The organism is Actinokineospora sp., from assembly GCF_050699995.1.
Taxonomy (GTDB): Bacteria; Actinomycetota; Actinomycetes; order Mycobacteriales; family Pseudonocardiaceae; genus Actinokineospora.
Genome location: NZ_JBOHGC010000419.1, coordinates 1 through 21,108 on the forward strand (window position 1 = coordinate 1; position 21,108 = coordinate 21,108).

Consider the following 21,108-nt stretch of genomic DNA (forward strand, 5'->3'; position numbering starts at 1 on the left):
CCTGGGTGCCGGGGCTCGCTCTGTCCGGGGCTGTCCGGGGACTGCTACACCCCGCGCACGCCGTAGCGCTCGGCCGCGCGGGCTCGGGCCTTTGCCGCCTCGATCTCACGGTCGCGCGGGGACGCGGTGGTGACGAGGGAGTCGAGCAGGTCACGGGTCGCCGCGGCCACCTGCTCGACCGCGCGGTCGAAGGCCTCGCGGTTCGCCGCCGACGGCTTCGTCGAGCCGCTGACCTTGCGCACGTACTGGACCGCCGCCGCGTGGACCTCGTCCTCGGTCGCGGGCGGCTCGAAGTTGTGGAGGACACGAATGTTGCGGCACATGCCTCCAGGGTGACACATCCGGCACTGCCGGAGAAGACGACCGCAATCGCTCGGTGGCACGCTGAGATTCCGCGCCCCCAACGGGTTCGGGAAGGTGTCGACGATCTTGGCGGTGGCGGGATGACGGCGGTGCGGGCGATTCGCGGCGCTATCCAGGTCGACCGGGACGAGGCGGCGCTCATTGTCGCCGACACCGGCACCCTGCTGGTGGAGATCATGAGCCGCAACGGTCTCGTGGCCGACGACATCATCAGCTTGTTCTTCACCATGACACCCGATCTCGCGAGCGGCTTCCCCGCGGTGGCCGCGCGCGAGCTCGGACTGGTGGACGTGCCGCTCATGTGCGCCACCGAGATCGCCGTGCCCAACGCGCTCAGCCGGGTCGTCCGGGTGCTCGCCCACGTCAACACCGACCTCTCGCGCGGCGACGTCGAACACGTCTATCTGCGCGGCGCGGGGAGGCTGCGGCCGGACTTGGCCGCGGGCACCCGCCAATCCCGGCAGCGGCAATCCCGCGGCGGCTCGAGCTTGTCCGCGTGACGGAAGGACGAGAGGAACCACGCTCATGGTTATCGTGATGACGGCCGACGCGACCGAGGCGGATGTCGCGGCGGTCGTCGAACAGGTCGAGTCGGTCGACGGTCAGGCATTCGTCAGCAGGGGAGTGCGCCGCACGATCATCGGGCTGGTCGGCGACGTCGACCGGTTCGCCGAGATGGACCTGGACCGGCTCAAGGGCGTGAGCAACGTCCGGCGGATCACCGCCGGGTACAAGCTCGTCAGCCGCGAGCACCACCCGGCGCGCACCACGGTGCAGGTCGGCGGTGTGCCGATCGGGCCGCACACCGTGACCATGATCGCCGGCCCGTGCGCGGTGGAGACCCCGGAGCAGACGCTCGCCGCGGCCCGGATGGCGCAGGCGGCGGGTGCGACGATCCTGCGTGGCGGCGCGTTCAAGCCGCGCACGTCGCCGTACGCCTTCCAGGGGCTGGGGATCCACGGACTGCGGATCCTGGCCGACACCCGCAAGATCACCGCGATGCCGATCGTCACCGAGGTCGTCGGGCCGCGCGACGTCGAGGTGGTCGCCAACTACGCCGACATGCTCCAGGTCGGCACCCGCAACATGCAGAACTTCCCGCTGCTGCAGGCGGTCGGGGAGTGCGGCAAGCCGGTTCTCCTCAAGCGTGGCATGAACGCCACCATCGAGGAGTGGCTGATGGCCGCGGAGTACATCGCCCAGCGCGGCAACCTCGACATCGTGCTGTGCGAGCGCGGCATCCGCACGTTCGAGACCGCGACCCGCAACACGCTCGACATCTCCGCGGTCCCGGTCGCGCAGCGGCTCTCGCACCTGCCGGTCATCGTCGACCCGTCGCACTCCGGCGGCAGGCGCGACCTGGTGCTTCCGCTGAGCCGGGCGGCGATCGTCGCGGGGGCCGACGGGCTGATCATCGACGTGCACCCGCAGCCGGAGGCGGCGCTGTGCGACGGGCCGCAGGCGCTGGTCAAGGAGGATCTGCAGACGCTCGCGCACTCGCTGCGGCACCTCACGGCGTTCATGGGCCGCACGCCCGGCGAGCGCGAGGAGTGGCTGGCAGGCTGATCCTGTGTGGACTGTCGGGCAGCTCCTGCCGGAGTGCCCGACAGTCCGCATTTCGGAAGATCTCCGCGTCGCGCGTGCGGGACATGATGGGACAGCCCACGACGCCAGCGCCCAGGAGTGTCGATGAGAACCGCGCACCGCACCTGCCCCATCTGTGACGCCGTCTGCGGCCTGCGGCTCACCTTGGACGACAACGACCGGGTGACCTCGGTCAAGGGCGACCAGGACGACCCGTTGTCCAAGGGCTACCTGTGCCCCAAGGGCGCGAGCCTGGCCAACATCGACTCCGACCCGGACCGGCTGCGTCATCCGTTGGTGCGCAAGGGCGACGAGTGGCACGAGGTCAGCTGGGAAGAGGCGTTCACCGCGGTCGAGACCGGTCTGCGCGGCGTGTGGGACAAGCACGGGCGGGACGCGGTCGCGGTGTACTTCGGCAACCCGACGTACCACACGATGGCGGGCTTCACGTACCGCCAGCCGCTGTCGCAGTCGCTGGGGAGCAAGAACATCTACTCCGCCGCGACCATCGACCAGATGCCCAAGCATGTGAGCACCGGTCTGATGTTCGGCGACGCCATGGCATTCCCGGTGCCGGACCTGGACCGGACGGACTACCTGCTGATCCTCGGTGCGAACCCTGTCGTGTCCAACGGTTCGCTGTGCGTGGCCCCCGATTTCGCGGGCAGGCTCAAGGCTTTGCGCGCCCGCGGCGGCAAACTCGTCGTGGTCGACCCGCGCCGCACCCGCACGGCCACGATCGCCGACGAACACCTGACCATCCGCCCCGGCACGGACCCATACTTGCTTCTCGGCATCGTCCATACCCTCTTCGCTGAGGACCTGACGTCCGTCGAGGTCGACGTCGCGGGCCTGGACGACCTGCGGGCGCTCGCCGCCGACTTCAGTCCCGACGTCGTCTCCCCGGTCTGCGGCGTCCCCGCCGACACGATCACCCGCATCGCCCTCGAACTGGCCGCAGCACCGACCGCCGCCGTCTACGCCCGGATCGGCACCAGCACAGCGGAATTCGGCACGGTCGCGCAGTGGCTGGTGGACGTGGTCAACATCCTCACCGGCAACTTCGACCGCCCCGGCGGCGTCATGTTCACCCGCACGGCGGCGCTGGAGGTCTTCCGCACGCGGCAGCCGTTCACCCTGGGAAACTGGCACAGCCGGGTCCGCGGCCTCCCGGAGATCATGGGCGAGTTCCCGGTCGCCACCCTCGCCGACGAGGTCGAGACACCCGGCGAAGGCCAGGTCCGGGCGATGATCACCATCGCGGGCAACCTGGTCCTGTCGGCCCCGAACGGCCCGCGGCTGGACCGGGCGTTCGCCGACCTCGACTTCATGGTGTGCGTCGACCCGTATCTGAACGAGACGACCAAGCACGCCCATGTGATCCTCCCGCCGCCGAGGATTCTGCAGACGCCGCACTACGACCTGATGGAACTGACGGTGGCGGTGCGCAACTACGCCCGCTACTCGCCTGCGATCCACCCGCTGGAGGACGACCAGCGGTCGGAGGCGGAGATCATGGCCCGCCTGACGCTGATCGCGGGCGGCCAGGGCGCCGACACGGACCCGTCGGTGCTGGACGAGATGATCGTCGGCGGTCTGATCGAGGCTTTCGTGAACATCCCCGGGACGCCGATCCATGGTCGTGACCCGGCTTCGGTTCGGGCCGAGCTGGAGGGGCCGAGCGGGCCAGAGGTCCTGCTGGACGCCCTGCTGCGGCTTGGGCCGTACGGGCTGACGCTGGCTTCGCTGCGGGAGAAGCCGAGCGGGATCGACTTCGGGCCGTTGGAGCCGCGGTTCGGGGAGTTGCTCCGCACCGAGTCCGGGTTGGTCGAACTCGCCCCGGCCGCGTTGGTCGCGGATGTCTCGCGGCTGCGTGACCGGCTGTCTTCGGCGCCGGCGGATCTGCTGTTGATCGGGCGGCGGCAGTTGCGGTCGAACAACAGCTGGCTGCACAACGTGCGGTCGTTGGTAGGGGGGAGCAATCAGTGCACGTTGCAGGTGAATCCTGTTGACGTGGCGCGGTTGGGCCTGGGGGCTCGGGCGGTTGTGCGGTCTGCCTCTGGGGCTTTGGAGGTTGACGTCGAGGTGACTGACTCGATCATGGCGGGGGTGGTGAGCCTGCCGCATGGGTGGGGGCACTCGGCGCCTGCCGGCGCGGTGGCTGTGGAGCATGCGGGGGTCAACGCGAATGTGTTGACTTCGGAGTTGGTGATTGATCGGGGGTCTGGGAATGCTGTGTTCAGTGGGGTTCCGGTGACTGTTCTGCCGGTGGGCTGAGCTCCCGGTGGCTCCGGGGAGGGAGCAGGGGGAGGGCTAGGGAAAGGGCAGGGCCGAGGGGAAGGACTGGAGCGAGGACAGCCGTTCGGCTTCGCGGGGGCCTGATAAGCCCCGCTGCACCCCATGCTCAGGACCGGGGAAGGGCTGGGGCGAGGGGAAGGACTGGGCAAGGGCAGGCTGAGGGCATGGGCAGGCTGAGGGCATGGGCAGGGACCGTTGGGATCCGCCGGTCCTTGGTGGGCGTGCGTGGCCCGTCCGGGTGAATTGGCAGTCGCTCCAGCAGTTCCCCGCCTTCGCGCTGCACCGCACCGACAGCGTCAGCCGGAAGGGGAGAGCCAGCCTGCCTCGCGGGCGATGCGGATGGCGTCGACGCGGTTGCGGGCGCCGAGTTTGGTCACGATCGAGGCCAGGTAGTTCCGCACGGTCCCGGGCGACAGGAACAGCTTCCCGGCGATCTGGCCCGCGTCATGCCCGTCAGCGGCCAGCCGCAGGATCTCGGTCTCGCGGTCGGTCAGCGGGCAATCCGGCATGTCCCAGGCGGCGAGTGCCAGTTGGCTGTCCACGACCCGCTCACCGGCGGCGATCTGACGGACCGCGTTGGCCAGCTTGTCCGCGGGTGCGTCCTTGAGCATGAAGCCGTTGACCTTCGCGGCCAGTGCCCGGCGGACTGTGGCGGGTCGGCCCAGGCTGGTCAGCATCAGGGTGCGGCAGGTGGGGACCTCGACCTGGAGTTCGGTCGCGGCGGTGAGGCCGTCTTTTCCGGGCAGGTCGATGTCGATGATCGCGACATCCGGATTCGCCGCCCGCGCGGCGGGCACGATCTTGTCGCCCTCCGCCACCTCGGCGACGACCTCGATGTCCGGTTCGAGGTTGAGCAGCGCGACGAGAGCACCCCGCACCAGGTGCATGTCCTCGGCGAGCAGCACCCTGATCACGAGGGCCCCCCGAGGATGCTCCGGCATTCGCGGCGGGGAGGACTCGGATCTATGAGGCCCGCAAAGGCCCAACTTTGTCCTGGCCTGCCCGATCTCACCCGTGTCTCCTGGTTTTGTCGGTGGTGGTTGTTAGGTTGATTGGTATGTCCCGGTTTCGCCTCCAGCCGACCCCAGCTCAGGAGCGGGCGCTGTTGCAGCATTGTGGGCATGCCCGGTTCGTATGGAATCTCGCGGTGGAGCAGCACGCCCACTGGCAGCCAGGTCGCATCAGCGCGCCCGGGTATGGCGAGCAGTGTCGTCAGTTGACGCAGGCGCGTGCGGCGTATCCGTGGTTGGCGGCGGGGTCCGTAATCGTGCAGCAGCAGGCGTTGAAGGATTTCGCCCAGGCGATGGCGAACTTCTTCGGCGGCACTCATCAGCGGCCGACCTGGCGTAGCCGCGAACGGGCCGAGGGTTTCCGGATTGTAGGAGTCAAGCCCAGCAATGTCCGCCGGGTATCTCGCAATGTCGGCGAGGTCAACGTGCCCAAGATCGGCTGGGTGCGGTTCCGGTGGTCCCGCGCGGTCGCCTGCGGTATGAAGTCCTACCGTGTCACTCGTGATCGGGCGGGGCGCTGGCACGTGGCATTCGCCGTGGTGCCCGACCCCATCGCCGGGCCGGGAACGGGTGCGGCAGTGGGAGTGGACCGCGGTGTCGCGGTCTCGGCAGCGCTGTCCACCGGTGAACTGCTGAACGTGCCAGTTCTCCGCGACAGCGACAAGGCCCGGATGTTGCGGCTGCAGCGCAGGCTGGCCCGGGCCGAGCGCGGTTCCAACCGGCGCGGCAAGGTCAAGACGGCGATCGCGAGGCTCAAGGTCCGCGAAACCGATCGGCGCAAGGACTGGGTGGAGAAGATCAGCACCCGGCTCGCCCGGGACTTCGACGTGATCGCGGTCGAAGACCTCAAGATCAGCAACATGACCCGGTCGGCGAAAGGCACGATCGACGCGCCCGGTCGGGGCGTGCGGCAGAAGGCCGGCCTGAACCGCGGAATCCTCGCCAACGGGTGGGGCCAGTTGGTGACCCGCCTGGAGCGCAAGACTCTGGGACGGGTGGTGAAAGTCGATCCGCGTTATACGAGTCAGCGTTGTTCGGCGTGTGGGGTCGTGGATCGGGAGGCGCGCGAGAGCCAAGCCGTCTTCCAGTGCCGATCCTGCGCCTTTGCCTGTAACGCGGATGTGAACGCGGCCTGCAATATTCGAATTGCGGCAGGGCATGCCGTGACTGCACGGGGAGGCTCGCCGTTGGGTAAGCCCGTGAACCGTGAACCTCAACGCGACCACCTCTCCGTGCGGTAGTTGCTGTTGGAATTCTCGGCCTTTCAGGCGGGGAAGGATGTCAAGTTGGTCCCCTTGCTCAAGCGAGATTCGAACAGCGAGAGCCATCGTAAACCCGGGGGCGGACACACGTCGGGATTGGGGGGACACCGCCCGCCGCGCAAGTGTTTCGCAGCAGCGGACGGTGTCAGCTCTAGGGGGACTTCCTACACCGACGATAGCCAACACGATCGGGTGAAAGACAGTGATGTCGTCACGAACCTTGGGTGACGGCGTGAGTGTCTACTTGAAACAGTCTAGCGACCGACGGACAGGAGTTCCTGTTGCAGCCGCTGGAGGTCCGCGCAGGGTTCCAGGCCGAGTTCCTCGTTCAGCTTGGCCCGCAGCTCCCGGTACATCTCCAGCGCCTCCAGGCGCCTGCCGCTCAGGCCCAGGGCGCGCATCAGTTGTCCGTGCAGGCCTTCGTCGTGGGGGTTTTCGGTGACCAGGGAGCGCAGTTCGGCGATCAGGTCACGGTGTTGGCCCGCGTCGATCTCGGCCTGGATGCGCAGGTACCTGGCCGCGTGCTGCTGCTCTTCCAAGTCCACCGTGTACGCCGACAGGACCGGGCCGCAGGGAACGTTGGACATCGGCGGGCCCGACCACAGCGCCAGCGCCGCGCGCAGTGTTCTGGCTGCCTCCGCGGGCCTGCCGTCCGCCATCAAGTCACGGCCTTGGCGGAACATCCGGCGGAAGGTGAAGACGTCGATCTGCTCCGGGTCCACTTTGAACACATACCCGGGCGCCTTGGTGCGCAGCACGTCCGAACCGGCCAAGCCGTTGCGCTCGATGCACTGCCGCAGGTGGTACACGTAGGTCTGCATCGTCTTGCGCACGCTTCGCGGCGGGTGCTGCGACCATAACTCGCGGATGATCGTCTCCGAGTCGACGACCTGGCCCGCGCGCATCAGCAGGAGCGCGAGCAGTTGCAGGACCTTCGGGCCGGTGGGGGCGTAGTCCACGTCGTCCATGCGGACCTCCAACGGGCCCAGCAGGGTGAAGCGAACCAGGTGCTGGTCTCCGCGCGCGCCGGTCACTGTGGGTCGCCCTCCCCTCGGCCGCCTGTCCTTCGACCGTAGTCCCCACGTGCGCGTCGCGTTAGTGATCAACACACGAATGCCCAGGTGAGTCGGTGGCACCGCGAGGATGCGCAACGCATGCGCCGGACGTGGCGTTAGTCCTGGCTTCGTCCACGCCTCGAACAGTGCGTAGCACTGTAGGTGCGGAGAGTACGGGGGTGGAACGGTCCCCGACCCAGACAGGAGGGTGCCATGAAGCCCGTTATCCGGAAGGCGATCGCGGCGATCCGCGCTCGGTACGCCGAGCCGATCGCGTTGACCGAGTTGGCTTCCGAGGTGTTCATCAGTCCATTCCACTTCTCCCGCGTCTTCTCCAAGGAGACCGGGGTGACGCCGGGCAGATACCTCACGGCGGTGCGGCTGTTCGAGGCGAAGCGGTTGCTGCTGACCACTTCGATGACTGTCTCGGACATCGTGTGCGGCGTGGGCTACAGCAGTGTGGGCACGTTCACCAGCCGGTTCACCAAAGCCGTCGGCCTGACACCGACCCAGTACCGCTCGCCCGAGGTGGCGAAGCTGCTGCTGGCGGTCGCGCCCGGCTTCTTCGCGCTGCCCTCCCTGGAGGACGTCGGCCCGCAGGTCGGGCTGGTCTCCGGGCCGGACTCGGTGTCCGGCCGGATCACCCTGCCCGAAGGCATGCGCGGCAACGTGCTCGTCGGCCTCTTCGCCGACGCGATCCCGCAGAGCGGGCCCGTCGCGTTCCGGTACGTGGCGGCCTCGGGTGCCTCCTCGTTCACGATTCCCGGTGTGCCCGCGGGCAGTTGGCACGTCGTGGCGCTGGCCCGCCCGGTCACCGGTGAGATCCTCATCGGCGCGCCGCGCGAGGTCGTCGGGGCGGGGGACTACGTCGACGTGCGGATGCGGGAACTCGATCCCACCGATCCGCCCATCGCCGTCACGCTGGCTCGTCGGGACATGCTCGGCGCCGGAACCGGCCGCACGCACCGGTTGCGCGCGGTCTGATCCACGGTGTCACGACCGGCGCCGTTCGCGGCGCCGGCCGTGATCGGGTGGTGGTCCGCTTCCGCGAACCGAAGCCCTTCCGTGCACTAATGGTGCGGCACAAGGCTTCGGTGTGACGTCCTCATGGTTGCGGTGGGAATTCCTCATGTGGAACGGCTTCGAACGACGCGACCGCCGGATGTGTTCCCACGTCGGGGTTCCCGTCCTCGGGCCTGCTCACGCCGACAGTGCGCCACCCGGCCGCGCGCGCGGCGTCGAGTTCGGCGACGGCGTCGGACAGGAACAGGATGTCGCCCGGCGGGACGCCGATCACGCCGGCGATGTGCTGATACGACGCCACTTCCTTCTTCGGCCCGCCGCTGACGGTGTCGAAGTGCCCGTCCAGCAACGACAGCAGGTCACCCTGGTCGGTCTGGGAGAACCAGAGCCGCTGCGCGAGCACGGAACCCGAGGAGTAGATCCAGATCCGCACCCCGTGCTCGCGCCACCGCGCCAGCGCGGGCGGCACGTCCGGATGCACCACCCCGCGCAGCTCGCCCGCGAGGAAGCCGCGTTCCCAGATCAGCCCGTGCAGTGTCTTGAGCGGACTGTGCTTGAGGTTCTGGTCGTGCCAGTCGAGCAGCGTGGCCACCACGTCGGCGTCGGGTCCGGCCAGCTCCCGGACCCCGGCGCTGACCTCCGGGGCGCCCGGGCGCTCGTCGCCGATCCAGTCCGCGATCCGGTCCCGCGCATAGGGGAACAGGATGTCGTGGACGGCCGACAGCGGACTCGTGGTGCCCTCGATGTCGAGGACGACGGAGCTGATCACGCGGCCGGCAGCTCGTCGAGGGTCGGCATCGCGGCGGAGATCTTCGACCCGGTGAAGCCCGCCACCCAGCCGTCCTCCTCCTGGAAGAAGCGGATCGCGCAGAAGTGCGGCCGCGAGCCCATGTCGAACCAGTGCGTCGTGCCCGCGGGGACCGACATCAGGTCTCCCGCCTCGCACACCACCGCGTAGACCTTGCCGTCGAGGTGCAGGTAGAAGCAGCCGATGCCCTCGACGAAGAAGCGGACCTCGTCCTCGTCGTGGGTGTGCTCGTCGAGGAACTTGGTCCGCGCGCCGTCGGCCTTCGCCTGCCAGTCCGGGTCACTGTCGTCGGGAACCAGCCGGACCACGTCGACCAGCGGATACGGGCCCTCCTTGGCCACCCGGTCCACCTCGGAGCGGTAGGCGGCGAGCACCTCGTCCTGACCCGCGCCCGCGGGCAGGTCGACGGTGTCCCAGTTCTCCAGCGTGATGCCGAACGGCGCGAGCTGCGCGGAGATCTCAGCGGAATCCCGGGTACGCACGAGCACCGTCGTGGCGTCGTCTTCCGGCATGACCTGCAGCAGGGTCATCACGTGTTCCTTTCGATCAGCAGACGCAGCCTGCACAGCATTTCGAGGCATTCCATCCGGTTGCGCGCGGACTCCAGCGTCGGCCCCCACGTCGTCGCGCCGTGCGCGCCGATCAGCAGCGCCGGGGGAGCGTCCGGGGTCAGCCGGGCGGCGACGTCGGCGCCGATGCGCGGCACCTCGGCGTGGTTCTCGAAGACCGGGATCAGGACCTTGTCGGTGGCGCCCAACCCCTTGATGATCTCCAGCCCGACGAACTCCTCGACGTCGGCGCCGCGTCGGGCGGCCAGCGCGGCGACCGCTGTGGCGTAGGGCGGGTGCGCGTGCACGACCGCGCCGCAGTCGGGAAACACCTGGTAGAGCGCGGTGTGGATGGATGTCTCAGCCGACGGACGCTTGCCGTCGGACCCGACCGGCCGCGCGTCGGCGATTCCGACCCGGACGGTGTCCTCGCTGGTCATGGAGCCTTTGCTGACCCCGCTGGCGGTGACCAGCGCGGTCTCGGCGTCGAGCCGCACCGAGATGTTGCCCGCGGTGCCCTCCATCCACCCCCGCGCGTAGAGCTGGGCGGACATGGCTGCGAGGTCGGTCATCCGAAAATCCCCTGCTCGGTGACGACGGCGGTGATCAGGTCGGCGGGTGTCACGTCGAAGGCCGGGTTGAACACGGCGGTCCCCGCGGGCGCGGCGGCGACCCCGCCGAACAGCGTGACCTCGTCGGCCGAGCGCTGCTCGATCTCGATGTCGGCGCCGGTGGCCAGGGTCGGGTCGAGCGTCGAGACCGGGGCCACGACGATGAACGGCACACTGGCGCGCCGGGCCGCCAGGGCCAGCGAGTAGGTCCCGATCTTGTTGGCCACGTCGCCGTTCGCGCAGACCCGGTCGGCGCCGACGAGCACGCAGTCGACCATCCCGGCGGCGAGCGCGGCCGGACCGGCGGAGTCCACGCACAGCCGGTGCGCGATGCCCGCCTCGGCCAGTTCCCACGCGGTCAGCCGGGCGCCCTGCAGCAGTGGGCGGGTCTCGCCGAACAGCACTTCCTCGACGTGACCGGCCTCGGCCAGCGTCCGGATCGTGCCCAGTGCGGTGCCCCAGGCCACGGTGGCGAGCCTGCCGGTGTTGCAGTGGGTCAGCAGCCGCAGCGGGCGGCGCTCGCACAGCCGCAGCACCAGGTCGGCGGCGTTCGCGGCGGCGGCCCGGTTGCGGTCCTCGTCCTCGGACAGGATCGCCAGGGCCTCGGCCAGCACCGCGGGCGCGCCGCCGTCGAGGTGGGCGAGGACCCGGTCGACGGCCCAGCTCAGGTTGACCGCGGTCGGCCGGGAGTCGGCGATGCGGCGCGCGTCGGCCCGCACGGCGTCGGCATCGCAGCGGCCGTCAACGACGTGCAGGTCCGCGGAGATGGCCACGGCGAGCGCGCCGGCGACACCGATCGCGGGGGCGCCGCGGATGGCCAGCCGCTTGATTGCGTCGATGACCTCGTCGACCGTGCGCAGCCGAAGCTCACGGTAGTCATTCGGCAACGCGCATTGGTCCACCGCGACAACGCTGCCGTCTTCCCATGCCAGCGACCGCGCCATGGCCCCGTTCCGCTCGTCGTCCGATTCCGGGGGCCACTATAATGCGCGGCGGCCGGGGAGCCGACGCCGTCCCACAAAGAGGATTCCTGGTTTCTGCGCTCCGGCGCGCGTTCCTTGTTCGCCGTCACATGAGATGTGAACCTGGGAACAGTGAAGATCACACCGAGTGGCTGTGTACGCGGGGATGCGCAGGTGCCAGGTTGTTGCGTCGTCGGGCACGAGCCGACGCGCACGTACGAGCTTCGGGAGGACCCACCCCATGTCGACGCAGTCCCCACCCAACCCCATCGCCGCCACCCGCACCCGGCGCCTGCAGCCGGAGGGCCAAGTGGAGGAACGACCGCCCGGGCCGCGCGTGCTCGGTGGGGATGTCGTCGTCGACACGCCCCGCGGTCTGCTGACATACGCCAACCTCGACTACGCGGCCTCAGCGCCGTGCGCGGTCGCCGCGCAGGAGGCGGTCAACGAGATCCTCCCGTACTACGCGAGCGTCCACCGCGGCGCCGGGGCGCTGTCGCAGAAGTGCACCCGCGGGTTCGAGCACGCCCGGCAGACCCTGGGCTGGTTCATCGGCGCCCGTCCCGAGGACTTGGTGGTGTTCACCCGCAGTACCACCGACTCGCTCAACCTGCTGGCGCACCTCGTCCCCGCGGACGCGAAGGTGGTGACCTTCGCCGGGGAGCACCACGCCAACCTGCTGCCGTGGCGCGACCCGATCCGGCTTCCGGTCCCCGCGACCCCGGCCGAGGCCGTCGCCTCCGCAGAGGCGGCGCTCACGGACCTGCGCCGCACCCACACCGGCCCGATCCTGCTGGCCGTGACCGGCGCCTCGAACGTGACCGGCGAGGTGTGGCCGGTGGCCGAACTGGCCAGGGTCGCGCGCAGCGTGGACGCCCGCATCGCCCTCGACGCCGCGCAGCTGGCCCCGCACCGCCGGGTCGACATGGCCGAACTCGACGTCGACTACCTGGCCCTGTCCGGCCACAAGCTGTACGCGCCGTTCGGGGCGGGCATCCTCGCCGGCCGGTCGGACTGGATGGACGCGGCGACCCCGTACCTGGCCGGTGGCGGCGCGAGCGCGCTCGTCGGCGACGCGGCGGGCGACGTGAGCTGGCACCCGTCGCCGAGCAGGCACGAGGCGGGCAGCCCCAACGTCATCGGCGCGATCGCCATGGCCGCGGTCTGCACCGCTCTCGACGACGCGGACTGGGACGCCATGGCCGCGCACGAGCACCGGCTGGTCGCGACCCTGCGCGAGGGGCTCGCCACGGTGCCGGGCGCCCGGGAGCTGTCGATCTTCGGCACGGACGCCGACCGCGTCGGGATCGTCACCTTCGCCGTCGCCGGACACGACTCGTCGGACGTGTCGGCGTTCCTCGCCAAGCGGTACGGGATCGGCGTGCGCGACGGCCTGTTCTGCTCCCACCCGCTGACCCGAGGCCTGCTGCGGGAGGCGGGTTCCGCCCAATGCACGCTGCCACCCACCGCGGTCCGCGCGTCCGTCGGTCTGGGCTCCAAGATCGAGCACATCGACCGGCTGATCGAGGGCCTGCGCGAGCTGACCGCCTCGGGGGAGTGACCCCACGCGCTTGTGCTGTCGCGCAACGGAAAGCAGGCCACGACCTCGACCACGTGGCGCAGGCGCTAGGCCAACGTTTGGATGACGGTGCTCTCGGTCGCGTTGTGGACGACGCGGCCGAGTGCGCCGTTGACCAGCGGCAGGTAGGGCGGGACGTGGCCGCAGTCGACGTCGGCGATGAGCGGGATCCCAAGCCCGCCAAGGGCGTCGACCACCGCTTCGTGCTGAGTGAGCGAAGGGTAGTCGGGGGCGTGGGTGCGGCCGATCAGCACGGCGCTCGCCCGGTCGAAGAACCCGGCGAGCCGCATACCGTGCAGGTTGCGGCAGATCGTCGCGGCGTCGTCACCGCTGACTTCGACATAGACGAGCAGGTCACCGGGGATCGCTGACGTGTCACCGAAGCGGGTGCCCATGAGGTTGCAGACCGTTTCGACGCAGCCGCCGATCAACCGGCCGGACACGTCCACATCGCCGTCGCCGTCGAGGCGGGTCCAGTGCCCGGGGCGGTCGAGGGTGAACTCGGCGACGTCCGGGTGCCGCTGGTAGTCGTCGAACCCGCCGGAGCGGTGGACGCCGGGGGAGGACTGGGTGAAGGTCGATCCGGCGGGCAGGGCGGCGATGTCCAGCCAGGTCAGCAGCCCGCTCGGGGCGCGGTAGGGCGTGTCCATGAGGTTGTTGCCGTGGATGGTCGCGACCCCCGTCAGCAGCGTGAGCGGGGTGATGATCGTCGACATGTCGGAGAATCCGACCACCCACGTCGGCTCGGCGTCGCGGATCGCGTCCCAATCGAGCAGGGGCAGCAGATCGATAGCGGATTTCCCGCCCCACGGCGGCACGACCGCTCGGATGTCCGGGTCGGTCAGCATGGCGGTCAGTTCCCGCGCGCGCTCGGCGGCGGGCGCGCTCACGTGGCCGGTGCCGTCCATGCACGAGCCGACCGTGACCTCGAATCCCCTCGACCGCGCCGTGCCGATCGCGAACTCGAGGCGGGGCCACAGATCGGCGTCCACCCCGCTCGACGGCGAGGTGACGCCGATCCGGTCACCGGACTTGAGTGGTGCTGGAAACCGCATCGCTACGGCCCCGACACCAGTCGGCGGGGGCCGATCAGGGCGGCGACGCCGACGAGCAGGTAGCCCAGGGTGGGGCCGAAGGCGCCGACGCTCAGGTCGCTGAGGTCCGTGGCCTTCTGCAGGTCCATGACGGCGAACACGTGCACCCCGGACAGTCCGATGAGGACCAGCCCGGCCACCCGGCGGAACATGCTGACCGCGGTTTTGAGCACGAACACCACCAACACCACACCCGCGACGGCCACCAGCGCGACGACGATCTCCTTCGTGCCGAACTCCTGCTCGCCGAAGGACCCGGTCATCGGGCCAAGGCCGTAACGCAGCAACAGGTAGCCCAGGCCGAGGAGCATCAGCCCGGCCCAGACCACCTTCATCGCGACCGATTCCAGGACGGCGGCGAACGACAGCAGCACACCGAGGATCATCAGCGGGTAGGTGAACAGGACGACGTACCAGTCGCCGAAGCTGTTCGCGCCGCCATTGGACAGCGTCTCCCACAGGTCGAACAGCGAGCGCGGGTCGTTGCCCTGGCTGACCCACGGCAACACCGTCAGACACAGCAGCAGCACCGCGCTGCCGAGCAGCGTGAGGATGAGCCCGATGCCGGGAATCCGAAACCCGGAAGACGATGACGGCGGCTCCGCCCGAGGCGCGGGCGGCCTCGGCGCCTGCGTCCGCTGCTGCTGCTGCGGTGCCTGGTACTCAGGACGCTGCTGCGCGCGGTAGTCGGCTTGGCGCGGGCGCGGCTCCTCCTGCCGGTGCTGCGGCTGCTGGGGCTGCTCCTGCCAGTACGGGTCCTGGTGAGGCGGGTACTGGCCGGGCTGGGGGTGCTGACCAGGCTGCCAGTTCGGCTGCGGTGCGCCCTGCGGACGGTGCGGCGGCTGCGTCATGCCCGGAACCGTACAGTCCCGGCCGTCGTTTGTGGCCGGACATTTCCGGGCACCAGTGGTCGCGTGGGAACACCTCGCCTATCCCGCGGACGGTAGGCCCGCGGCGGTGAGCGCCCGCCACAGTGCGGGCTGTGCCTGCCGCTGGACGTCGAGGCCGCTGACGTGGCGGCAACTGAACGCCTCGGCTCGCACCACGATGGGCTTTCCGGACGTGTCGAGGAACCGCAGGACGAAGATCGGGCCCAGATCAGCGGTGCATTGCTGGTCCGACGGCGGCGAGGGCAGGTCGCAGACCGCGCGGGCGACCTTGCGGATCGTCTCCGCGTCGGTGGTCGTCCTGGTCGGCGGTGGTTCCTGCGTGGATCCCACCGGGTTCTCGCGGGTGACGGTCAGCTCGCCCGCCTGGTAGTCCGGCGAGCACAGTGGCGACTTCTCCGCCGAAGTTCCCTCACCGCACGCCACGACGAACAGGACAGCGGCCAGTGTGCCGATCACCTTGAGCACCATGCGGAACAGGGTGACACGCGGGGCGGCCTGGCACCCCCCAAACGGCCAGGCCGCCCCACCGCCCTCACTCCGCGGCGAAGGCCAACTCCGGTGCCACCGCCTGCTCCTCCCGCCGTCCCAACACCCCGCGCGGCGGTTTTCGGCGCCCTGGAGTGCGAACTCCAGTCCAAGCACGGCATCGGCGTCAGCGAGTTCGAGGCCCTCGAGCGGCTGGCCACCAGCGAAGAGAAGTGCCGCGGCACCGACCTGACCGAGGCGGTGCACCTCAGCCAGAGCGCCACCTCCCGGCTGGTCGCCCGGATGGAGCGCGAAGGCCTGGTCGAGCGCGTGATGTGCGAGATGGACCGCCGTGGGATCTTCGTGATCCTCACCGAGGCGGGCCTGCGCCGTTACGAGCAGGCCAAGCCGACCCACCGCGAGATCCTCAAGGAAACCCTGACCTTCGACGACTGATTCCGCTGTGGGCTGGGCAACCGGCCCTCGGCAGGAAAAGGCTGGAGGAGGTCGTCATGCCGCAGCGGGGCGTGGAACGCGAAGCGGGAACGCCAGCACGAGCAGGGCCTGGGGTCGCACAAGGGGCCTGGTGGGCGGACCCGCGACCAGCTCTACAACGAGGCTCGGGAGAAGGGGATCGAGGGCCGGTCGAAGATGACCAAGGCTCAGCTGGAGCGGGCCGTGGGTCGCTGACCTAATCCGAGGTCCAGCGCTGCTGGTGGAGTCGTTCGAAGCCGTCCAGGAGCACGTCCAACGCGAACTCGAACTCGAACTGGTCGTCGCACCCGCCGCCGACTGACGATTCCGCGTCGTGGGCGGTCGCGGTGGCCAGTTCGACGATGTGTGGATATTTCTCGGCGAACTGGGTGAACATCGCCGCGCGCAGGTCCGGGTCCTGCGGGGGTGGCGGGGTTGGGAACACCTCCTGGGTGAACCCCCACATCCGGCTGCCGAGCGCGTGCATCACGTGGTGGGTCAGGTCGACGGAGTACCCGCCCGCCCGGAACATGCCGATCAGCGAGTCCATGTACGCGAGCACCACCGGGGTGGCGTGGCTGCGCGATTCGATCACCTGCGACGCCCAGCGGTGGCGCAGCAGTGCCTGCCGCGCCGAGAGGACGCGTTGGCGGATCGCGGACTTCCAGTCGGTGTCGGACACCGGGGCGGCTATCTCGCCGACGATGACCTCGACCATGCCGTCGAGGAGTTCTTCCTTGTTGGCCACGTGCTTGTAAAGCGCCATCGGCACCACGCCCAGCTCTTGGGCGAGGTTGCGCATGCTCAACGACTCGATGCCCACCTCGTCGGCGAGCGCCACGGCGGCACGTAGGACACGGTCGCGGTTAAGCGGGACGCGACGCGGATCGCTTGACATGTGTACACCGTACACTTGCGGCCGGTCTCAGACGCGGCGCGCGGTGCGCCAGGCGCGGGAGTAGTGGCCGCCGTCGTCGAGCAGGGACGTGCCGCCGAGGTCGCCCATGGTGGGGCCGTTGGCGCGTTCCCGGCTGGAGACGAACCGGTGGTGCCCGTAGGTGTCGATGCCCAGGTAGATCCCCGAGTGGTCGACCTGCGTGTCGTCGTCCTCGGATTCGAAGAACACCAGGTCGCCCGGCTGGAGCCGGGCGTAATCGGTCGCCGTCGTGTGCGTGTTCGGCACCAGGACGACGCCGGGGCCGGACTCCGCCATCGCGTAGGCGCGCCTGGGCAGTCCCGGCCCGGGGTCGTTGCCGCCGAGCAGCGGGTAGCCGCCGCGGTAGCCGAAGACGAGGCGGACGAATCCGGAGCAGTCGGCGGCGCCGTGACGGGTGCGGTCCGGTTTGCGCTTGGCGCCGTCGGGGAAGGTCCACGTGACGCCGAGGTAGTCGACGAAGTCCGAGCGCTCCAGCCGTCCGACACCGGAGGCCGCGACCGGCCCGAACGCGGCGTCGCCACGGAACCGGACGCCGTTGCCGTCGTGCTCGTTCGGCGCGCCGTCGAGGTATTGGGTGGCGATCGCCAGGAGGTCTGGCTCGCGGTCGTCGCGGGCCTTGGCGAGCCAGGGGCCGAACCAGGGCGCGTCCTCCTCGCCCGCTCGCCACTCGCCGGGCAGCAGCCGCACCCACGTGCTGGTCACCACGGACGCCGTGGTCGTCTTCGGCTCGCTCAAGGTGCGGCGCGGCCCGGTGATCGCCGCCGTCCGGGCGCCGTCGGTCAGGGTGGCCAGGACCGCGCCTGAAGAGGTCCGCACGACCGTGCGGTCCGGCCCGCTCAGCCGCTCGTAGCGCAGGGGTCCGGCCGGGTCGGCGCCGCGCGAGTCGGTGACCAGGGTCGTCGACGCCTGGCCGTCGGCCGCGCCGCCGACCTGCCGGGCGAAGTGGAACACGCCCCACGCGGCCAGGCCGATGGTGACGGTGAAGACGGTGGCGCGGGCGATCCGGCCCGCCGCGGCGTTCGGCATCGGTGTTCCCTCAGATGGTCGGCACGATGCCGGCGAGCACGCCGGTCGCGAGGATGCCGTAGGCGGCGAAGCTGACCGTGCTGGTCGCCAGGAGCGTCGCGCCAGGCGGCTGGCGGACGAGCTGGTAGGCGATCAGGCCCGGCACGACGAACCCGAGCGTCTGGTGGGCGAACAGCAGCGGATAGTCGTGCTGGATGACCAGGACCATCGTCGTCTGCAGGAGCACCCCGGTCAGGACCACCGCCGCGAACAGCCGCTTGCCGTAGAGGATCACGAGACGCTGCAGCACTTTCGTCGCGCCGAAGGTCAAACCGGTCATCACCACGACGATGCCCGCGCGGCGGTAGTCCTCGACCAGCGTCAGCGCCAGCCAGCCCGGGGTGATCATGCCGCCGGGGGAGAGGTTGGTGGTCAGGTAGCAGACCAGTGAGAGCACCAAGCCGATCGCCAGGCCGATCGTGGCGATCTCGGGCGACAGCTCGCCGCCGATTCCGTGGCCGGTCAAGGCGTTCTCCGTTCCACCACACCGGCTGTGGGTGCTTGGTCGAGGGTGTCGAGGGCGGCGAGCAGCAGTTCGCCTTGGCCGTGGATGTTGCCGATGGCGACCAGCGAGGCCGTCGCGTCGACATCGGCCATGATCGCGTCCACCAGCTCGGCGGGCCGTCTGCCGCCGCCGCCGAGGTCGGCGACGATTCCCTGCCACCGCTGGGGAATCGCCTGCCGGGCGCTGCGCGTCGGCTCACCGATCAGCACGACCCGTTCCGGGTCGAGGTCGGCGACCAAGGCGCCCATCTGCGCGTTGCGCTCGATGCGGTCCGGCCTGCAGTTGATCACCACGTGCAGCGGCCGTTCGATGGCGCCGCGGTCGAGCAGCTGCTCGATGTTCATCAGGGTCGACTCCGGGTCGTTGGCGGCGAACACATTCGCCACCCGCAGCGATTTCTCACCGTGCCGGTAGCGATTGACGGCCAGCACGCCGGGGTCCGGGGGCGCCGCCCACATGCCTTCGAGAGCCAGGTTTCGGTTGACCCCGAGCAGGTCGGCCACGGCCAGCGCGATCGCCACGTTCTCCTTGAAGGTGATCCAGGTGAACCCGGCCATCTCCGCGTCGGACACCGACTCCGGCGCCACGGCGATCAGCTCGCAGTCGCGCCGAGCGGCCTCGCGTTGCAGGATGGGCAGCCGCTCACGCTCGGCGGTGACGCAGATGCCGCCGACCGGCATGGACCTGCTCAGCGACCGGGCGACATCGTCGAGGGTCGGGCCCATCTCGGCGAGGTGGTCCTCGCGCACGTTGCACAGCACGCCGATGGTCGAGCGGACCAGCTTGCCCTGGTTGATCTCCTGCAGTTCCGGCATGACCGCCATGCACTCGATGACCAGCGCGTCGGGCCGGTACGCGGCGGCCTTGCGCACGATGCCGATCTGCTCGACCACGTTGGCGATGCCGAACTTGCGGTACACCGGTTCCTCGCTGCCGTCCGGGTGGATGAAGCGCGCCGCCGTGCCGGTGGTCTTCGCCACGGTCACCAGCCCGCCGCCGCGCAGCGCGCCCGCGCACAGCCGGGTGATCGAGCTCTTGCCGCGGATGCCGTTGACCAGCACCCGGTGCTCGATCCACCGCAGGTTCGCGTAATGCCTGCGCTGCTCGACCATTCCGCTCACCAACAGGCCCACGCACGACAGGAGCAGCACGCAGTAGAGGAACGTCATCGGCTCAGCGCTTCCGGCCGCCGCACCGGCGTGGGCGCATCGATGCGGGGGATCAGCACGGTGGCCTCCGTGGCCGTCCCCCGTGGCCGCCGGACCTCGCCGAGCCGGTCGATCCCGTCGACGACCCCCTGGCGGCAGATCTCCAGGCAGGACACCAGAGTCCCGATCTGGTCGTGTCGCTGCGGGTGGAGGACGGTGCCGAGATCACCCGCGACCAGCCTGTCGGCCCGTTCAGCGAGTGCGCGAAGCGGTCGGACCAGCAGGAAGTGGTGCCACCCGAACAGCAACATGGCGAGCAGCGCGCCGATCACGGCCACGACCAAAGCGTTGCGCCGCAACGTGTTGTCGGCGAGCGCCAGTTCGCCCACCGGCTTCTCCGCCACGACCGACCAGCCGGACCCGGTGGCCTCACCGCCGTGCAGGGCGGTCGCCACGACCACCGCCGAACCGTCGAGGACCTGCGCGGTTCCACCGCCCCGAACCGCTTCCACGCCCCGCCGCAACCGATCGGCGGAGACCTTCTCGAAGGCGACGTAGCCGTCGGTCGCGGCGAGCGTGCGCAGGTCCGCGTCGAGCAGGCGCACCTTGCCGGGTGCGCGGCGCAGCAGCTCGGCGATCCGGTCGATGTCGAACTCGCCGATCACGGCGGCGCCCTCGGGCAGCGGGACATGCGCGTAGAGCACCGCGACGCGGCTGCCGCCGTCTTGGCGCACCCCGGCCACCGACGGCGGCGGAATGGATGCGCGCAATGGCTTGCGGCCCGCGACGTGGCGGGCGCGGCCGTCCTTGTCGACCAGATAGACGCTGCGGTAGCGCGATTGGGTCGCGTGCAGCCGGTCGAGCACCGGCCGCAGCGCGGCGGTGTCCGCGCTCTGGTTGAGGGTGGCCACCGCCTTGAGGTCGGCGAGGCCGCCGCCGAGGCTGTGCCGCAGCGCCGCGCCGGTGCTCGCGGTCTGATCACGCAGTCCGGTGACGACCGACTCCTGGACGGTGACCTCATGGCGGGTCGCGAGCAGGGCCATGCCCGCCGACCAGCCCAGGACGCCCACGGTCGCGACGATCACGGCGGCGCGGGCCGACAGCCCACGGCGCGGGCGGTGGCGCCGAGGAGACTCCCCGCTCATCGTGGTCCGGCAGTGTTCGAACGCCAGGGCGATCCGCCGTGACTCGATGGTGTGGGGCACCCGCACCGGCTTGGCGAGGTCCCCGCTGGCCACCCGCAACGCGTCGGCGCGCAGCCGCAGGACGGGGGTGACCAGGCTCCGGCGGATCAGCAGGAAGCCGGCCAGGGCGACCACCGCGATGGCGCAGGCGGGCAGCACGCCCACCGTGCCCGTCGCCGTGCCGGTCGGGACCTGGGCGACGGCGACCACGGCCAGCCCGACCGGGCCGAGACCGGGCGCGGC

At 70.2% G+C, this 21,108-nt stretch carries 22 protein-coding genes; 7 read left to right on the forward strand and 15 right to left on the reverse strand.

Annotated elements, in window-relative coordinates; translation table 11 throughout:
* Positions 1 to 44 precede the first annotated feature (44 nt).
* Entirely contained in the window at positions 45 to 323 is a 279-nt protein-coding gene (locus ACRDSQ_RS20560; RefSeq protein WP_431423299.1) for a DUF2277 domain-containing protein, read from the reverse strand.
* A 120-nt stretch (positions 324 to 443) separates the two neighbouring features.
* Between ACRDSQ_RS20560 and aroH the strand changes: the two genes are divergently transcribed.
* The 3 genes from aroH (at position 444) to ACRDSQ_RS20575 (ending at position 4,224) form a co-directional block, all read left to right on the forward strand.
* Entirely contained in the window at positions 444 to 863 is a 420-nt protein-coding gene (gene aroH, locus ACRDSQ_RS20565; protein WP_431423301.1) for a chorismate mutase, read from the forward strand.
* Between the two features lie 25 nt (positions 864 to 888).
* Positions 889 to 1,929, forward strand: a complete 1,041-nt coding sequence (aroF, locus tag ACRDSQ_RS20570) for a 3-deoxy-7-phosphoheptulonate synthase (protein WP_431423303.1) — start codon at positions 889 to 891, stop codon at positions 1,927 to 1,929.
* 123 nt (positions 1,930 to 2,052) lie between these two features.
* Positions 2,053 to 4,224, forward strand: coding sequence for a molybdopterin-dependent oxidoreductase (locus ACRDSQ_RS20575; RefSeq protein WP_431423304.1), 2,172 nt, complete (start codon positions 2,053 to 2,055; stop codon positions 4,222 to 4,224).
* Between the two features lie 317 nt (positions 4,225 to 4,541).
* Here ACRDSQ_RS20575 and ACRDSQ_RS20580 read toward each other — a convergent pair whose 3' ends face one another.
* Positions 4,542 to 5,186, reverse strand: a complete 645-nt coding sequence (locus tag ACRDSQ_RS20580; RefSeq protein WP_431423306.1) for a response regulator — start codon at positions 5,184 to 5,186, stop codon at positions 4,542 to 4,544.
* 116 nt (positions 5,187 to 5,302) lie between these two features.
* On the opposite strand from ACRDSQ_RS20580, the gene ACRDSQ_RS20585 reads away from it, so the two are divergent.
* Complete coding sequence (locus tag ACRDSQ_RS20585) at positions 5,303 to 6,496, forward strand: RNA-guided endonuclease InsQ/TnpB family protein (protein WP_431423308.1); 1,194 nt, start codon at positions 5,303 to 5,305, stop codon at positions 6,494 to 6,496.
* A 275-nt stretch (positions 6,497 to 6,771) separates the two neighbouring features.
* On the opposite strand, the gene ACRDSQ_RS20590 is transcribed toward ACRDSQ_RS20585, so the two are convergent.
* Positions 6,772 to 7,551, reverse strand: coding sequence for an AfsR/SARP family transcriptional regulator (locus tag ACRDSQ_RS20590; RefSeq protein ID WP_431423310.1), 780 nt, complete (start codon positions 7,549 to 7,551; stop codon positions 6,772 to 6,774).
* A gap of 234 nt (positions 7,552 to 7,785) precedes the next feature.
* Between ACRDSQ_RS20590 and ACRDSQ_RS20595 the strand changes: the two genes are divergently transcribed.
* The gene (locus ACRDSQ_RS20595) at positions 7,786 to 8,556 is read left to right on the forward strand and encodes a helix-turn-helix transcriptional regulator (protein ID WP_431423312.1); all 771 of its coding nucleotides are present in this window, start codon (positions 7,786 to 7,788) and stop codon (positions 8,554 to 8,556) included.
* Positions 8,557 to 8,677: 121 nt separating this feature from the next.
* Here ACRDSQ_RS20595 and mtnC read toward each other — a convergent pair whose 3' ends face one another.
* Genes mtnC through mtnA form a run of 4 tightly spaced genes read right to left on the reverse strand, consistent with a single transcriptional unit; the run spans position 8,678 to position 11,506 of the window.
* Positions 8,678 to 9,364, reverse strand: a complete 687-nt coding sequence (gene mtnC, locus ACRDSQ_RS20600) for an acireductone synthase (RefSeq protein WP_431423313.1) — start codon at positions 9,362 to 9,364, stop codon at positions 8,678 to 8,680.
* On the reverse strand, positions 9,361 to 9,933 hold the full coding sequence (locus ACRDSQ_RS20605; protein ID WP_431423315.1) for a 1,2-dihydroxy-3-keto-5-methylthiopentene dioxygenase: 573 nt from the start codon (positions 9,931 to 9,933) through the stop codon (positions 9,361 to 9,363). The genes mtnC and ACRDSQ_RS20605 overlap by 4 nt, the downstream gene beginning before the upstream one ends.
* The gene (gene mtnB, locus ACRDSQ_RS20610; protein ID WP_431423316.1) at positions 9,933 to 10,523 is read right to left on the reverse strand and encodes a methylthioribulose 1-phosphate dehydratase; all 591 of its coding nucleotides are present in this window, start codon (positions 10,521 to 10,523) and stop codon (positions 9,933 to 9,935) included. The genes ACRDSQ_RS20605 and mtnB overlap by 1 nt, the downstream gene beginning before the upstream one ends.
* Positions 10,520 to 11,506: an S-methyl-5-thioribose-1-phosphate isomerase gene (mtnA, locus tag ACRDSQ_RS20615; RefSeq protein WP_431423317.1), complete on the reverse strand. Its 987-nt coding sequence runs from the start codon at positions 11,504 to 11,506 to the stop codon at positions 10,520 to 10,522. The genes mtnB and mtnA overlap by 4 nt, the downstream gene beginning before the upstream one ends.
* A 259-nt stretch (positions 11,507 to 11,765) precedes the next feature.
* On the opposite strand from mtnA, the gene ACRDSQ_RS20620 reads away from it, so the two are divergent.
* Positions 11,766 to 13,085, forward strand: a complete 1,320-nt coding sequence (locus ACRDSQ_RS20620) for an aminotransferase class V-fold PLP-dependent enzyme (RefSeq protein WP_431423319.1) — start codon at positions 11,766 to 11,768, stop codon at positions 13,083 to 13,085.
* A gap of 65 nt (positions 13,086 to 13,150) precedes the next feature.
* On the opposite strand, the gene ACRDSQ_RS20625 is transcribed toward ACRDSQ_RS20620, so the two are convergent.
* The 3 genes from ACRDSQ_RS20625 to ACRDSQ_RS20635 all read right to left on the reverse strand — a co-directional run bounded on the left by ACRDSQ_RS20625 (position 13,151) and on the right by ACRDSQ_RS20635 (position 15,555).
* Complete coding sequence (locus ACRDSQ_RS20625; RefSeq protein WP_431423321.1) at positions 13,151 to 14,158, reverse strand: S66 family peptidase; 1,008 nt, start codon at positions 14,156 to 14,158, stop codon at positions 13,151 to 13,153.
* Positions 14,159 to 14,160: 2 nt separating this feature from the next.
* Positions 14,161 to 15,048, reverse strand: a complete 888-nt coding sequence (locus ACRDSQ_RS20630) for a hypothetical protein (RefSeq protein ID WP_431423322.1) — start codon at positions 15,046 to 15,048, stop codon at positions 14,161 to 14,163.
* 78 nt (positions 15,049 to 15,126) lie between these two features.
* Entirely contained in the window at positions 15,127 to 15,555 is a 429-nt protein-coding gene (locus tag ACRDSQ_RS20635; RefSeq protein WP_431423323.1) for a hypothetical protein, read from the reverse strand.
* Positions 15,556 to 15,645: 90 nt separating this feature from the next.
* On the opposite strand from ACRDSQ_RS20635, the gene ACRDSQ_RS20640 reads away from it, so the two are divergent.
* The gene (locus ACRDSQ_RS20640; RefSeq protein WP_431423324.1) at positions 15,646 to 16,008 is read left to right on the forward strand and encodes a MarR family winged helix-turn-helix transcriptional regulator; all 363 of its coding nucleotides are present in this window, start codon (positions 15,646 to 15,648) and stop codon (positions 16,006 to 16,008) included.
* A 235-nt stretch (positions 16,009 to 16,243) separates the two neighbouring features.
* On the opposite strand, the gene ACRDSQ_RS20645 is transcribed toward ACRDSQ_RS20640, so the two are convergent.
* From ACRDSQ_RS20645 to ACRDSQ_RS20665, 5 genes are all read right to left on the reverse strand, one after another.
* On the reverse strand, positions 16,244 to 16,924 hold the full coding sequence (locus ACRDSQ_RS20645; RefSeq protein ID WP_431423326.1) for a TetR/AcrR family transcriptional regulator C-terminal domain-containing protein: 681 nt from the start codon (positions 16,922 to 16,924) through the stop codon (positions 16,244 to 16,246).
* A gap of 27 nt (positions 16,925 to 16,951) precedes the next feature.
* Positions 16,952 to 17,989, reverse strand: coding sequence for an NlpC/P60 family protein (locus ACRDSQ_RS20650; protein ID WP_431423328.1), 1,038 nt, complete (start codon positions 17,987 to 17,989; stop codon positions 16,952 to 16,954).
* A 10-nt stretch (positions 17,990 to 17,999) separates the two neighbouring features.
* Positions 18,000 to 18,494 (reverse strand): poly-gamma-glutamate biosynthesis protein PgsC/CapC, encoded by a 495-nt coding sequence (locus tag ACRDSQ_RS20655; protein WP_228770300.1) that lies wholly within the window; start codon positions 18,492 to 18,494, stop codon positions 18,000 to 18,002.
* The gene (gene pgsB / locus ACRDSQ_RS20660) at positions 18,491 to 19,702 is read right to left on the reverse strand and encodes a poly-gamma-glutamate synthase PgsB (RefSeq protein WP_431423330.1); all 1,212 of its coding nucleotides are present in this window, start codon (positions 19,700 to 19,702) and stop codon (positions 18,491 to 18,493) included. The genes ACRDSQ_RS20655 and pgsB overlap by 4 nt, the downstream gene beginning before the upstream one ends.
* The coding region (locus ACRDSQ_RS20665) for a HAMP domain-containing protein (RefSeq protein ID WP_431423332.1) at positions 19,699 to 21,108 on the reverse strand (1,410 nt) is incomplete at its 5' end. The genes pgsB and ACRDSQ_RS20665, both read right to left, overlap by 4 nt.